General features: G+C 68.5%; 13 protein-coding genes. 1 reads left to right on the forward strand and 12 read right to left on the reverse strand.

Annotation, left to right across the window (positions count from 1 at the left end):
* Nucleotides 1-66: 66 nt before the first annotated feature.
* The 11 genes from V8246_RS00225 to V8246_RS00275 all read right to left on the reverse strand — a co-directional run bounded on the left by V8246_RS00225 (nucleotide 67) and on the right by V8246_RS00275 (nucleotide 9,845).
* On the reverse strand, nucleotides 67-645 hold the full coding sequence (locus V8246_RS00225; protein WP_336187421.1) for a YdeI/OmpD-associated family protein: 579 nt from the start codon (nucleotides 643-645) through the stop codon (nucleotides 67-69).
* A 2-nt stretch (nucleotides 646-647) separates the two neighbouring features.
* Nucleotides 648-2,228 (reverse strand): calcineurin-like phosphoesterase family protein, encoded by a 1,581-nt coding sequence (locus V8246_RS00230; RefSeq protein WP_336187422.1) that lies wholly within the window; start codon nucleotides 2,226-2,228, stop codon nucleotides 648-650.
* Nucleotides 2,229-2,420: 192 nt separating this feature from the next.
* Nucleotides 2,421-3,047, reverse strand: a complete 627-nt coding sequence (gene hisIE, locus V8246_RS00235; RefSeq protein ID WP_336187423.1) for a bifunctional phosphoribosyl-AMP cyclohydrolase/phosphoribosyl-ATP diphosphatase HisIE — start codon at nucleotides 3,045-3,047, stop codon at nucleotides 2,421-2,423.
* Entirely contained in the window at nucleotides 3,037-3,813 is a 777-nt protein-coding gene (gene hisF, locus V8246_RS00240) for an imidazole glycerol phosphate synthase subunit HisF (protein WP_336187424.1), read from the reverse strand. Before hisF ends, hisIE begins: the two co-directional genes overlap by 11 nt.
* Nucleotides 3,807-4,544, reverse strand: coding sequence for a 1-(5-phosphoribosyl)-5-[(5-phosphoribosylamino)methylideneamino]imidazole-4-carboxamide isomerase (gene hisA / locus V8246_RS00245; protein WP_336187425.1), 738 nt, complete (start codon nucleotides 4,542-4,544; stop codon nucleotides 3,807-3,809). The genes hisF and hisA overlap by 7 nt, the downstream gene beginning before the upstream one ends.
* A complete protein-coding gene (gene hisH / locus V8246_RS00250) occupies nucleotides 4,541-5,143 on the reverse strand; it encodes an imidazole glycerol phosphate synthase subunit HisH (RefSeq protein ID WP_336187426.1) in 603 nt (200 codons plus the stop codon). Before hisH ends, hisA begins: the two co-directional genes overlap by 4 nt.
* Entirely contained in the window at nucleotides 5,140-6,213 is a 1,074-nt protein-coding gene (hisB, locus tag V8246_RS00255; protein ID WP_336187427.1) for a bifunctional histidinol-phosphatase/imidazoleglycerol-phosphate dehydratase HisB, read from the reverse strand. Before hisB ends, hisH begins: the two co-directional genes overlap by 4 nt.
* Entirely contained in the window at nucleotides 6,210-7,289 is a 1,080-nt protein-coding gene (hisC, locus tag V8246_RS00260) for a histidinol-phosphate transaminase (RefSeq protein WP_336187428.1), read from the reverse strand. The genes hisB and hisC overlap by 4 nt, the downstream gene beginning before the upstream one ends.
* The gene (hisD, locus tag V8246_RS00265) at nucleotides 7,286-8,599 is read right to left on the reverse strand and encodes a histidinol dehydrogenase (RefSeq protein WP_336187429.1); all 1,314 of its coding nucleotides are present in this window, start codon (nucleotides 8,597-8,599) and stop codon (nucleotides 7,286-7,288) included. Before hisD ends, hisC begins: the two co-directional genes overlap by 4 nt.
* Nucleotides 8,596-9,510 carry an ATP phosphoribosyltransferase gene (hisG, locus tag V8246_RS00270; protein WP_336187430.1) on the reverse strand — a complete coding sequence of 305 codons (915 nt, stop codon included), beginning with the start codon at nucleotides 9,508-9,510 and terminating at the stop codon, nucleotides 8,596-8,598. Before hisG ends, hisD begins: the two co-directional genes overlap by 4 nt.
* Nucleotides 9,511-9,518: 8 nt before the next feature.
* Nucleotides 9,519-9,845 (reverse strand): YerC/YecD family TrpR-related protein, encoded by a 327-nt coding sequence (locus tag V8246_RS00275; RefSeq protein WP_185895882.1) that lies wholly within the window; start codon nucleotides 9,843-9,845, stop codon nucleotides 9,519-9,521.
* Between the two features lie 159 nt (nucleotides 9,846-10,004).
* On the opposite strand from V8246_RS00275, the gene V8246_RS00280 reads away from it, so the two are divergent.
* Nucleotides 10,005-11,909, forward strand: coding sequence for a 7TM diverse intracellular signaling domain-containing protein (locus tag V8246_RS00280; RefSeq protein ID WP_336187431.1), 1,905 nt, complete (start codon nucleotides 10,005-10,007; stop codon nucleotides 11,907-11,909).
* A gap of 168 nt (nucleotides 11,910-12,077) precedes the next feature.
* Here V8246_RS00280 and V8246_RS00285 read toward each other — a convergent pair whose 3' ends face one another.
* Nucleotides 12,078-13,967 (reverse strand): aromatic amino acid ammonia-lyase, encoded by a 1,890-nt coding sequence (locus V8246_RS00285; protein ID WP_336187432.1) that lies wholly within the window; start codon nucleotides 13,965-13,967, stop codon nucleotides 12,078-12,080.

Consider the following 13,967-nt stretch of genomic DNA (forward strand, 5'->3'; position numbering starts at 1 on the left):
ACCTCGCCCGCCCGCCTCCGCTCGCCCGCCGGGTTCCAGGACGCCTCCTCCGGGAGGCGTTCCGTTTCAGGCCCCGTGGATCTTCTCGCCCCGCGCGAGCATGGCCACCAGCTTTTCCACGCGTGCCTGCCGGGTTTCCGGCTTCACCGCTGTCTGCACGCGCCAGCACATCGCGTACCGGTTGGTCTTGTCGAGCGTGTCGAAGAAGGCCTTGGCCTTTCGGTTCTTCGCGAGAGCCTTGGCGAGTTCCGGCGGCACCGCCATCGACTTCGCACCGTCGTAGGCCGCGTCCCAGCGACCGTCGGCCTTCGCCGTCTGGACCTCGCGCAGGCCAGCGGGCCGCATGCGACCCGCCGCGATCAGGCTTTCGATCCGGGCGACGTTGATCTTCGACCACGTGCTGCGTGCGCGCCGGGGCGTGAAGCGCTGCAGGAAGCACTGCGCGTCGTACCCCTTCTTCTGTCCGTCGATCCAGCCGTGGCACAGCGCCACGTCCAGCGCCTCGCTGTAGCTCACCGACGCGACCCCCGAGTCCTTCTTGGCAATCTTCAGCCACACGCCTGTGGATTCCGGATGCTGCTCCAGCCAGCGTTCCCACGCCGCAGCATCCATGAAGTGCTCGAGGGGAAGTTCCGTCCCGGCCACGATCAGGGCTCCGCGACCTGCAGGCGATACGAAGTACGAGCCGATCGTTCGCCCCGCCACCGGTCGAAGGCGCGCACCTCGACCGCATGCTCGCCCTCGGCCAGGTCGGTGGGCAGCGCGCCACGCCACAGGTGCTGGGACGCCTCGGCTTCGGGCGAGCGATCGTAGCCGCGCAGCGCATCGGCCGTGTCGTCGCGCATGTTCTCCACCAGCAGCCTGGGGTCGGGCTGCTCCACGCGCCTCATCGGTTTCCATTCGCCGCCGTCGATGCGGTACTCCACGCGGGTCTCCGCATCGCCCATGTAGACATTGGCGAACACGCCCCACGCCGGATACGCACCCTTCCGCAGCACGCGCGGCGCGTGCAGGCCGATGCCGTTGTCGTCCGCATCGCGCGCCGGATGCCACGATAGCGCGTAGGCGCCGCCGGCGTCCACGCGCAGCCGCGCGTAACCATTCGGTGTACCGTCGGCCATCGTCGTGTCGGGAATGCCCTCGGCATCCTTGATGCCCGACCAGTAGGCGCCGCAGGCCGCACCGACGTTGTACTCATGCAGCGGCCGCATGCCATGCCAGCCGGTGGATGCGTCGTGGTACCAGTGGCGCTGGGTGTGGGTGTGCCCGCTGAGCAGCAGCACGTGCGGGAAGTCCTCCAGCATGGCGAACAGCCGCTCGCGGTCCTGGGGACGGAAGCCGCGCGCGCCGGGTTCGTAGAACGGGATGTGCACGCCGATCACCAGCAATCGGTCCTTCCGCACCGTGGGCAGGTACGCCTGCAGGAAGGCGAACTGATCCTCGCGCAGCCCGCCGAAATACGCAGGGGTGCCGCCCGGCTGGTAGATCACGTCGTCCAGGCCGATGAACGTCGCGGCCTCTTCTTCCCAAGCGAACGTGTCCGGGCCGAGGTGATGGCGGAACGTGCGCAGCGAATCCTCATCGCCGGCGGCATCGAAATCGAGATCGTGGTTGCCCGGGATGAACAGCCAGGGCACCTGCAGGCTCATCGTCGTGCGCAGGATCTGCGGATACAGCGAAAGGTCGTCGTTGGTCACGTCGCCCAGGGTCAGGCCCAGTGCGGCACCATGGCTCCCGACCAGCGGCTGCACGATGTCGCGCCAGTAGTAGTCCACGTCCTTCACCGAAGAAGTCTGGCTGTCGGCGAACAGCAGTACGTCGAGTGCGCTGTCCTTCGCCGCCGCCCGTGGATGCAGCCCGAAGTGCGTGCAGTCGGGCTGGCGCTCCGGGATGCCGCCGTACTTCAGCGCGGGCCCGGCGTGGTACTGCAGGTTGCGCCAGCGCGCCGGCAGGCCGTCGGGGCGCACCGCCAGATCGTAGCCCGCCGGCTTGATGATGAAGAGCGTGCGGCCGTCGACGTAATCGAGGCTGTACTCGCCCTGCCCGTCCGTCACCGCGATCTCGATGCCGTTGGACACCTTGACGCCCGGGAGGCCCGGCTCCCCCGCGTCGCGGGTCCCGTTGCCGTTGCGGTCCTCGTACACCTGACCCCAGTTGCACGGCGGCGGAAGCGCATGGGCGGGGACCGTCAGCAACGCCAGGACGAGGGCAATCAACGAAGCACGCATGGCGACTCCAGCCGGAAGGACCGGAGGATTATGGCGCAGGTGACGGCATAGCCGTTGTAGGAGCGACGTGAGTCGCGACCGCACGGCCGGAGGCTAGCGAACACATCGGAGGCGATGCGAACGATCAATCACCATGTTCGATCACGATCCGCGGTCGCGACTCACGTCGCTCCTACAAAGTGCGTGGCTATCTTACGTGGCCGCGTGGCGCTGGCGCAGGACTTCGACGGCATCGGCCAGCGACAGGCCGCGTGCGCGCAGCAGCACGGTCAGGTGGTACAGCAGGTCCGCACTCTCGCCGAGCAGCGCGGCTTCGTTCTGGGCCACGGCGGCCAAGGCGGTTTCCACGCCCTCTTCGCCCACCTTCTGCGCGACGCGGCGCACACCGGCCTCGAACAGCCGCGTGGTGTAGCTGTCCGCCGGCCGTTCGCGCTCGCGCTGCGCAACGAGGACATCCAGTTCCGACAGGAATGCCGACGGTGCCGACGGGAAGCAACTGGCGCGCTGCAGGTGGCAGGTGGGGCCATGCGGATGCGCGAGGACCAGCAGCGTGTCGTCGTCGCAGTCGGCCTCTACCGACACCAGTTCCAGCACGTGGCCGGAGCTCTCTCCCTTGGTCCACAGCCGCTGCTTGCTGCGACTGAAGAAGGTCACGCGCCCGCTGGCAAGCGTGGCCTGCAGCGCTTCGCGGTTCATGTAGCCCAGCATCAGCACCCGCAGCGTCGCGGCGTCCTGCACGATGACGGGCAGCAGGCCGTCCCCCTTGTCCCAGTCGAGACGGGTGGCGTCGAACGCCGGTCGCCGGTTGTCAGTCGCCACGTCTCACCTCGATGCCTTGCTGCGCCAATGCCTGCTTCAGTGTCGGAATGCGGATATGCCCACTGTGGAAGACGCTGGCCGCCAGCGCGCCATCCACATCCGCCTGCTGGAACACGTCGATGAAATGCCCCATCTCGCCCGCGCCGCCCGAGGCGACCAGCGGCACTTCGCAGACGGCGCGTACCGCGCGCAGTTGCGCCAGGTCGTAACCCCGCCGCACGCCGTCCTGGTCCATGCAGTTCAGCACGATTTCGCCGGCGCCCAGGCGCTGCGCCTGCACGACCCAGTCCAGCGTCCGCAGGCCGGCACCCTGCATCTTCGACGGGTCGCCGGTGTAACGGCGCACGCGCCATTCGCCATCGGCTTCCAGGATGGAGTCCACGCCGACCACGACGCACTGCACGCCGAAGGCCTGCGCCAGTTCGCCGATCAGCTCCGGGCGCTCCAGCGCAGGCGTGTTGACCGACACCTTGTCGGCCCCGCTGTACAGCACGCGACGGGCGGTCTCCACATCGCGGATGCCGCCTGCCACGCAGAACGGAACATCCAGCAGCCGCGATATACGCTCGATCCAGGCGTAGTCCACCGAACGGTCTTCCGGACTGGCGCTGATGTCGTAGAACACCAGTTCGTCGGCCCCTTCGTCGCGGTAGCGCAGCGCCAGATCGGCGATATCGCCCATGTCGACGTGGTCGCGGAATTTCACGCCCTTGACCACGCGGCCTTCGCGCACGTCCAGACAGGGAATGATGCGCCGGCTCAGCATGCCAGTGCTTCCGGCAGGGCGAAGCGGCCTTCCAGCAAGGCGCGCCCGAGCACGATGCCGGCGCAACCCGCTTCGCGCGCTCCGACGATATCCGCCACCGCGCTCACGCCGCCCGAGGCCTGTACCACCAACGCCTGCACGTTCGCGCGCAGGTGGGCGTAAAGGTCGAGGTTGGGCCCACTCAGCATGCCGTCGCGGGCGATGTCGGTGCACAGCAGATGGCGCAGGCCGGCATCGGCGTAGCGGGTGGCGAGTTCGTCCAGGGTCTCGGATGCGGTCTCGGTCCAGCCATGCACCGGCAGGCGCCACGCACCGCCAGCATCGAGCCGCGTATCCAGCGCCACGGTGATGCGCTCGCTGCCGAATTCGGCCAGCCAGGCCAGCACCATACCCGGCTCGCGGACCGCCAGCGAACCGACCACCACCCGCTGCGCGCCGGCGTCCAGGATGCGCGCCACATCGTCGCGCTGACGCACGCCACCGCCCGTCTGCACCTTCAGCGGAGTCGTACGCGCGATCTCCTCCAGCAACGGCGCGAGCGTATAGCCGCCGGCGCGCGCCGCATCCAGGTCGACCAGGTGCAGCCATTCGGCTCCCTGTGCGGCATAGCGCTGCGCGACCTGCAGTGGCGCGCCCTCGTAACGCGTCTCGCGGGCGTAGTCGCCTTGTGCCAGACGGACCACGCGGCCATCGCGCACGTCGATGGCGGGATACACGGTGAAACCTGTCATTGCAGTCCGTACTCGATGAAGTTCTTCAGCAGTCGCGCGCCGACGGCGCCCGAGCGCTCGGGATGGAATTGCGCCCCCGCGACGTTGCCGCGCTGTACGACGGCGGCAAAGCGCTGGCCGTGCTCGCTGCTGCACAGACAGTCGTCGTCGACGGCGGCGGCATAGCTGTGGACGAAGTAGGCGTGGTCGCCGTCCGCGATGCCCTCCACCAGCGAACCCCCGCGTCGCCGCTGCAGGGTGTTCCAGCCCATGTGCGGCACGCGGATGCCGGGGGCGGCGGGCAGCTTGCGCACGCGTCCCGGCAGCAGGCCCAGGCAGGGGGTGTCGTCCTCCTCGGAATGCGCGAACAACAGCTGCACACCGACGCAGACGCCCAGCAGCGGCTTGTCCAACGTGCGCAGCACGTCGACCAGGTCCAGTTGCCGCAGCCGCGCCATGCACACGGCGGCGGCACCCACGCCGGGCAGGATCACCCGGTCCGCAGCGCGGATCGTCGTCGCGTCGCCGGTCAGTTCCGCCTCCACTCCCAGACGCTGCAGCGCATAGCGCACCGAGCCGATGTTGGAGCCGCCGGCATCGACCAGGACCACCTTCGTCACAGGGCCCCCTTGGTCGACGGCAGCTCGTCACCCTCGCGCTTCACCGCCTGGCGCAGCGCGCGCGCCAGCGCCTTGAAGCTGGCCTCGACCTTGTGGTGGTCGTTGTCGCCTTCCACCTTCAGGTTGAGGTTCAGGCCGGCCGCATCGCAGAGCGAACGGAAGAAATGCGGCACCAGTTCGGTCGGCAGGTCGCCGACGCGCTCGCGCCGGAACTCGCCCGTGAAGACGAAGTATGGCCGCCCGCTGAAATCCAGCGCGGCGCTGGCCAGCGTCTCGTCCATCGGCAGGGTGAAGCCGTAGCGGCCGATGCCGCGCTTGTCGCCCAGCGCTTCCTTCAGCGCCTGCCCCAGCGCCAGACCGGTGTCCTCGACGGTGTGGTGCTCGTCGATGTGCAGGTCGCCCTCAGCGCGCACGTCGAGTGCGAACCCGCCGTGTTTGCCGATCTGCTCCAGCATGTGATCGAAGAAGGGCAATCCCGTCTTCGCGACCGGCTCGGCGATGCGGTCGAGGTCCACTTCGACGCGGATCTTCGTCTCCTTGGTGTTCCGCTGTACCGCCGCACGGCGCGGCGCATCCGCCAGTTCATGCGCGATGCCGGCCCAGTCCCACTCGCCGCCGAACTGCGCGGTCTTCAGCTGGAACGCCCGGATGTTCAAGTTCTCGGCGAACTGGTTGTCGGTCTGCCGGTCGCCCACCATCGCCGAACGCGCCCAGTCGATGCTGCGGTCCTGCAGGTAGGGGATCACCAGACCGATACCCGGCTTGCGCGTAGGACGATTCTCGTGCGGCCAGCTTTCGTCGATCAGCACGTCGCGGAAGCGGATGCCCTGGCTTTCGAAGACCTGCATCATCAGCGCGTGCGGCCCTTCGAACGAGGCACGCGGGTACTGTTCCGAACCCAGGCCATCCTGGTTGCTGACCATCACGAACTGGTAGCCGGCATCGCGCAGCTTGAGCAGCGCAGGAACGACGCCGGGGACGAAGCGCAGCTTCTCGTAGGCGTCGATCTGGAAATCCTCGGGCTCCTCGATCAGGGTGCCGTCGCGGTCGATGAAGAGGATCGGTGTCATGGCGTGGGATTCGTGTTCAGGGCCGACAGCACGCGATCGTTCTGTTCCGTCGAGCCGATGGTGATGCGCAATGCGTCGTCCAGCTGGGGCGCGGCGCGCTGGTCGCGTACCACCACGCCGGCGGCGAGCAGCGTACGGAAAGCGCCATCGGGATCGTCGAAGCGCACCAGCAGATAGTTTCCCTGCGAAGGATAGACGCGGCGTACACCGGGTATCCGCGCGAGAGCGTACAGCAGCCGTTCGCGCTCACGACGCACGACCGCCACGCGTTCCCGCGTCTGCTCCAGCGCCGTATCGGACAGGCCTTCCAGCGCAAGGTCGGCACACGGCGTGGGCACCGGATACGGTGCCTGACAGCGCTGCAGGATCGCGATCAGTTCCGCCCCACCGATCACCATGCCGATGCGCACGGCGGCCAGTGCATGCGCTTTCGACAACGTACGCAACACGGCGACGTTGGCGTGCGCACCCAGCAGCGTCGTCGCAGACGCGCCGTCGGCGAACTCGCCGTAGGCCTCGTCCACCACCACCAGCGCGTGGCCTTCCAGCGCGTGCGCCAGGGCCTTGATGCCATCCAGCGGAATGGTCGAACCCGCCGGATTGGAGGGCGAGCACAGGAACACCAGCTTGGCCCCCTGACCGAGCGCCGCCTCGCGGATGGCGTCGAGATCGGCGACGAAACCGGCGTCGCCATCGACCAGCGGCACCTCGATGATGCGTGCTCCCTGCAGGCGTGCGCAGACCACGTACATGCCGAACACCGGCGGCGTCACCACGATGGCGTCCTGTCCGGGCACGCACAGCGCGCGCACCAGCAGGTCGATGGCCTCGTCGCTGCCGCGCCCGACCAGCAGTTGTTCCGGCGCCACGCCATAGACCTGTGCCAAGCGCGCACGAAGCGCCAGTGGCTGCGGATCCGGATAGCGGCGGCTGCGCCCCTGTCCGTCGGCCGGGTTGGCCCACGCCGATTCGTTGGCGTTCAACCACACCTCGCCACGCAGGGCTTCGCTGCGCGCCGACTTGTAGCCCGCGAAATCGCGCAGGTCCGGACGCACGAGGGGCAGGACGCTGCTCATGCGACCGCCTTGCGCAACCGCAGCGCGACCGCATGGGCATGCGCACCCAGCCCCTCGGCCCGCGCGAGCGTCAAGGCGCACTCGCCGATCGCGGCGATGCCGCTACGGCTGGCCGACTGCACGCTGACGAAGTTCTGGAAGCTGGACACACTGACGCCACTGTACGCACGCGCCGCACCCGCGGTAGGCAGCACATGGTTGGTACCGCTGCAGTAATCGCCCAAGGCTTCCGGCGTGAAGTCGCCGAGAAACACCGAGCCGGCGGCTTCCACCTTGTCCAGCCACGCGCGCGGTTCGCGCAGCGCCAGGATGAGGTGTTCCGGCGCGTAGCGGTTGCTGATGGCGAAGGCATCGTCGAGCGCGGCGACCTTGACCAGGCGCGAGGCCGACAACGCCTGCTGCGCGATATCCGCCCGGTCCAGCCGGGCAAGCTGCGTGGCGAGTTCGTCCTGCACTTGGGCGATGAGGGCGTCGTCATCGGACAGCAGCAGCACCTGCGAGTCCGGGCCATGCTCGGCCTGCGACAGCAGGTCCGCCGCGACGAACGCTGCGTCGGCGCCCGCATCGGCGATCACCAGCACTTCCGAGGGACCCGCCGGCATGTCGATGGCGGCGGCGCCGGCCTGCGCGACCTGCTGCTTGGCTTCGGTCACGTAACTGTTGCCGGGACCGAACAGCTTGTCGCACTTCGGTACGCTGTGCGTGCCGAAGGCCATCGCGGCGATCGCCTGCGCACCACCGAGCTTGAACACGCGACGCACACCCGTCAGTTGTGCGGCCACCAGCACGGCGGGATCGGCGCTGCCGTCGCGGCGTGGCGGCGTGCACAGCACGACTTCGCGGCAGCCGGCCAAGCGCGCCGGCACGCCCAGCATCAACGCGGTCGACGGCAACGGCGCACTGCCCGCGGGCACATACAGGCCAACGCGCGGGATCGGCCGGATCATGCGTTCGCAGACCACACCGGGGGCGGTTTCCACGGCGTATGGCTGCGCCATGCCGGCGCGGTGGAAGGCCTCTATCCGATCCGCGGCCTGCTGCATCGCCTCGCGCAGCTCGGCGGGCACGGCGGCGTGCGCCGCAGCGAATTCCGACTCGCGCACCTCGAAGGTTTCAAGCTCCACGCCGTCGAAGCGTGCCGTGACCTCGCGCAGCGCCACGTCGCCGCGCGCCTGCACGTCGGCCAGCAGGCCGGCCACGGCATCGCGCGTGCGTTGCGCGACCGCCTGCACGGGCCGTGCGAGCACGGCGGCGCGCGCGGCAGCATCCAGCGCATTCCAGTCGTACACCGGGGCGTGCGAAGCGCTCATGCCAGCGACCTCTCCACCGACAGGACCATCAGGCCCTGCGCACCGGCACGCTGCAGTTCCTCCAGCCGCTGCCAGGTGACCGCGCCGTGGCACATGGCCTGCAGCGACAGGGGGCCTTCGTCGCCGCCCGGCAGCGTGACCAGGCCGTCGCTGTCGGTCAGCAACCGCGACAGCGCCGGGACCGTCTCGCGCTCGGCGCGGAACATCAGCAGCTTGCTGTCCTTGAGTTTCAGTACACCGTCGAGGCGGCGCAACAGCATGTCGGCCAGACCCGCGCGGGCGTCGTCGAACTCGCGCGCCGGACCGGCCAGCACCGCCTCGCTGTCGAGCAGCGTTTCCACCGGCTTCAGCTGGTTGGCGGCGAGCGTGGCACCGCTGGAGACCAGATCGCAGATCAAGTCGGCCGTGCCCAACTTGGGCGCGATCTCCACCGACCCGGACAGCTCGACCACGGCCGCGTCGATCCCGCGCGCCTGTAGCCACTGGCGCAGCACGGAGGGATAGCTGGTGGCGATGCGCAGGCCCTGCAGCTGCTGCGGACCTTCCCATTCCCAGCTCTCGGGAATGGCCAGCATCAACCGGCAGCTGCCGAAGCCGAGCGGGCGCAGTTCGCGGTAGGCCTGCGGCAGCCCGATCAGGGCGCGCTCGCCGGCCTGTTCCTCCAGTTCGTTGCGGCCGACGATGCCGAAATCGCACACACCGTCGGCGATCAGGCCGGGAATGTCGTCGTCGCGCACCAGCAGCAGGTCGACCGGCAGGGATTCGCCGTAGCAGAACAGCTTGTCGCGGCTTTCGCGCCAGCTCAGGCCGCAGGCGGCCAGCAAGGTGCGCGCCGGCTCGGCCAGCCGTCCGCTCTTCTGGATGGCGATGCGCAGACGCTCGCGCGTCGCGGGGGTCAGGGAGGGGCTCATGGAAGGACTCAGTGGGAGGCGGAAGCCGTCGCCGCCTGCTGGCGGTGGACGGCGGCGGCGTAACCACCGGCACCCCGTTCCAGGGTGCGGGCGACGCGGCCGATGGTGGTCACGCTGACCTGGGTGAGATCGTGGATTTCCCGATAGGGCACACCCTTCAGCAGGAGCGGCACCACGCGCCAGCGGTCGGCCATGGCCTCCAGCTCGGCGGGTGTACACAGGTCTTCCAGGAAGGCACGCACCTCGCCCGCTTCCGACAGCGCCGCCAAGGCCTCAGCGAGGGCCTGCAGCGGCGCGTTGTCGGCGACTTCGTCTTGGGGAGAGCGGCGCTTCATGACGGGGGATGCATGCACTAATGCATTAACGTGTTAATACATTAAATGATCAACAGAACGGCCGTCAACCCGGACACTGGCTGGAATGGGGGTCGCTTTCCGTTACTTCCGGCATGGGCACGCCAGGGGACAGATGATGGGCTGGAGCGGGCAAGGACGATGAGTACACTGCCAAGGACGCCGGAAGGCGCCGCGGGTAATCGCCGCGGCGCCCTGACCGGCCACCCGGGGGGGACGGGCATGGGGCGACGGGACGACATCACATGGCATCAGCGGCTGGTGCAGTGGTTGCTGCTGCTGGCGTTGTGGCCACTGGGTGCCGCGGCCGCGACGCAGGCGCACATCGCGCAAGACGCCAGCTACCTGCCGCTGGCACCGCAGACCACCTACCTGCACGACGCCGGCGGCGCGGTCACGGTCGAGGACGCCAGGCGCCTGCTGGCCGAGGGCCGTTTCGCACCCCTGCCCGATGGCGATGCCTCGTTCGGATTCCAGACCGGCGCGTTCTGGTTCCGGGTGAACGTCGTCAACGGCAATCCGCGCGAGCAGCGCTGGCTGCTGGTACAGCAGTACGCGCTGAGCGACCGTATCGACGTGTACGCGCGCTACCCCGATGGCCACATGGTCCACCATGCCGGCGGCGACACGTTCCCGTTCGAGCAGCGCAGCATCCGCTACCGGCATCCGAACTTCTGGCTGGACCTGCCCAGCGGGCAGCCCGTCGAACTGCTGGTCAGGGTGGAGAGCCAGAGTTCGATGCAGGTGCCGCTGTTCCTGTATACGCCCGCCGCCTTCGCCGAGCTCTCCCGCGACGGGCAACTGGGCATCGGCATCTACTACGGCATCCTGCTGGCGCTGTTCTTCTACAACCTGGTGCTGTGGCTGGTGCTGCGCGACGGCAGCTACTTCTGGTACCTGTTCCACATCACCGCGTTCGGGCTGGTGCTGTTCACCCTGAACGGACTGGGCTTCGAATACCTGTGGCCGCATTCCACCTGGCTGGCGGACAAGTCCGTACCGCTCTCGGTCTGCCTGGCGCAGATCGGCATGCAGCAGTTCTCGCGCACCTTCCTCGACCTCCACACGCGCTGGCGCCTGGGCGACCGCATCAGCAAGGCGATCATCGCGTTCTTCGTGCTGCTGGGCATCGCCGCCACCCAGCTGCCCTACCACGTGGCCACGCCGATCGCGTCGGCCGCGGTGTTTCCCAGCATCATCTGGATCGCGGTCATCACGCTGATGGTGGTACGGACCGGCTACCGGCCGGCCAAGGTGTTCCTGCTGGCATGGGCGATGTTCCTGCTGGGCACGGGCATCTTCGTGGCGCTGGCGTTCGGCCTGCTGCCCAAGACCTTCCTGACCGAATACGGCGTGCAGATCGGCTCGGCGCTGGAGATGCTGCTGCTGTCGGTGGCGCTGGGCTACCGCTACGCCGCGCTGCGCAACGAGAACGAACGCATCGTGCGTGAGGCGAAGAACTCGCTCGAGGAGCAGGTGGTATCGCGAACCGCCGAATTGCGGCAGACGATGTCCGAACTCGAGACCGCCCACCACCGCCTTCGCGAATCCAGCCGCCTCGACGGCCTGACCGACCTGTACAACCGCACCCACTTCCGCGAAGCGTTCGAGCATCTGTTGTCGCAGTCGCGGAATTCGCGGCGGCCCATCTCGCTGCTGATGATCGACCTGGACCACTTCAAGCGCATCAACGATACCTACGGCCACCTGGTCGGCGACGACTGCCTGCGCTGCACCTCTAACACGCTGGCCGAGACGCTGCGCCCCCACGGGGCACTGCTGGCGCGCTTCGGCGGCGAGGAATTCATCGCCGCCCTGCCCGGCATGGGCCTGGGCGAGGCCAGCGTGGTGGCCGAGGAGCTGCGCCAGGCGCTACGGGCCGCGCCGTGCCGAAGTGGCGAACTGGAGATCGCCGTCTCGGCCAGCATCGGCGTGCACTGCGTGGACCTGGAGGCCCGCGACAGCCTGGAGTCCGCGCTGCAGGTGGCCGACCAAGCGCTGTATGCGGCCAAGGCCGAAGGGCGGGATTGCGTGCGGACGTTGTGAGGCGACCGTGTCCACTGTAGGAGCGACGTGAGTCGCGACCGTGAGTCGTAGGCGCACGGAGCTCGTGTCAACCTATCGCCTCAACCACCGCTCCGTCACTGGTTGCCTTGGCATCAGGGCAGATGTGTTCGTGCGGTCGCGACTGACGTCGCTCCTACAGCTTCTTACTCAGCGATTGCGAACGGCGGCGAGGATCTCCCCCGACTCCACCAGGCGCACGGCGGTGGCGACTTCGCCATCCAGCGCGCGGTCGCGGTCGAGGAACGGGATCTTCGCGCGGATCGCCGCATGCGCGGCGGCCACGGCATGACCCGGATGGAAGGCCTCGCTGGCCGCCAGCGCTGCGCGCAGGGCGTCGACCTCGGCCAAGAACACGTCGCGCCCCTCGGCGCCAGGCGATGGGCCGCCCGATACTTTCGTGGCCAGTCCTTCCGCATCGGTGCGGACCGATAGCGCGCGCGCGGCATTGATCATGTCGCGCCGCAGGTCCAGCGCTTGCGCGGCGGTGTAAAGCTCCAGCGCCAGTACCTTGCCCAGGTCCTGCACCATCGCCAGCACGTGGCGCGCCTCGTTGGCCCCCATCGACACATGGTCTTCAGCGTTGGCACTGGTCGGCACCGAGAACACGCTGGCCGGATGCGCGCGGCTGGCCAGGTCGTTGACGATGGCCGCGGCGGTGTACTGCACGATCATGTGGCCCGACTCGGTGCCGTCCTCGTTGCCGATCAGGAACGCCGGCAGGCCGTCGTTGGTGGCCGGATCGACCAGTTTGTTGAGGCGGCGCTCGGAAATCGAGGCCAGCGTGGGGATGGCCGCCTTCACGTAGCTCATCGCCAGCGCCAGCGGCATGCCATGGAAGTGGCCGGCGGAGATCACCTGCTCTTCGACATGCTCGGCCTCGCGGTCGGGGAAGACCAGCGGGTTGTCAGTGACCGCGTTGAGTTCGATCTCCAGCACGCGCTTGGCCTGCTCCACCGCATCGCGCACGGCGCCATGCACCTGCGGAATGCAGCGCAGCGAATAGCTGTCCTGCGGCTGGTGCTTCTTGCCGCCACGGAACGGCATGAAGCGCTGGTAGAACTTCTCGCGGCCGTGGCGTTGGTCGACCGGCACCCAGTCCCAGCCGATATCGAAGCGCAGCGCCTGCGCTTCGGCCGTATCCCAGCTGCGCGGCAGCCACGGGCGGAACTTCGGCACCAGGTGGTACGGGATGTCGGCCAGCGTCGAGCCATCCAGCAGGTCGCGCAGCCGTGCCGCCACATGCACCTGGCCCGGGTGCGGGCGCAGTGCGTGCACTTCCTCCGCGAAGGCGCCCAGGCGGCCGGCGAACGCATCGATGGTCATCGCGGCGGCCAGGTCCGCCGTATCCAGCAACTGGTCCAGCCGGTAGGTTGCCAGCACCCCCATCGCCAGCATCTGCGCCGTGCCGTTGTTCAGCGCCAGGCCTTCCTTGTAGGACAGCGAGACCGGCGACAGTCCGGCGCGTTTGAGGGCTTCCGCACCCGGCATGCGCTCGCCGTCGTAGAACGCCTCGCCGCCGCCCAGCAGCACGATGGCCAGGTGCGACAGTGGCGCCAGGTCGCCCGATGCGCCGACCGAGCCCAGCGACGGCACCACCGGCACGATGCCGGCATTGAGCATCGCGGCAAGCGCCTGCAACGTCTGGACGCGGATGCCGGAATGTCCTTTCAGCAGCGTGTTGATGCGGATGCCCAACATGGCGCGGACGATCTCCGGCGCCATCGGCTCGCCCACGCAGACGGCATGGGTGACAATCAGGTTGTACTGCAACTCTTCGTGCAGCGAGCGGCCGGACTTCGTCGCGCCTGGCAGTTCGTCGCGCAGCGGATGCGCGCCCAGCAGCTTGTCGGCATTGCTGCCGAAGCCGGTGGACACGCCGTAGATCGGTTCCTCGCGGCGGACCTGTTCGGCCAGGAAGTCGGCCGCGCGTGCGACCGCCTTCAGCGCGCCCTTGTCCAGCTCGACGCTGGCGCCGAACGCGATCTCGACCAGCTTGTCGCGGGTGAGCGAAGCACCATCCAGCAGGATCGGCTTCAT

It is taken from the genome of Pseudoxanthomonas sp. F11, from assembly GCF_037046485.1.
Lineage (GTDB): Bacteria > Pseudomonadota > Gammaproteobacteria > Xanthomonadales > Xanthomonadaceae > Pseudoxanthomonas_A.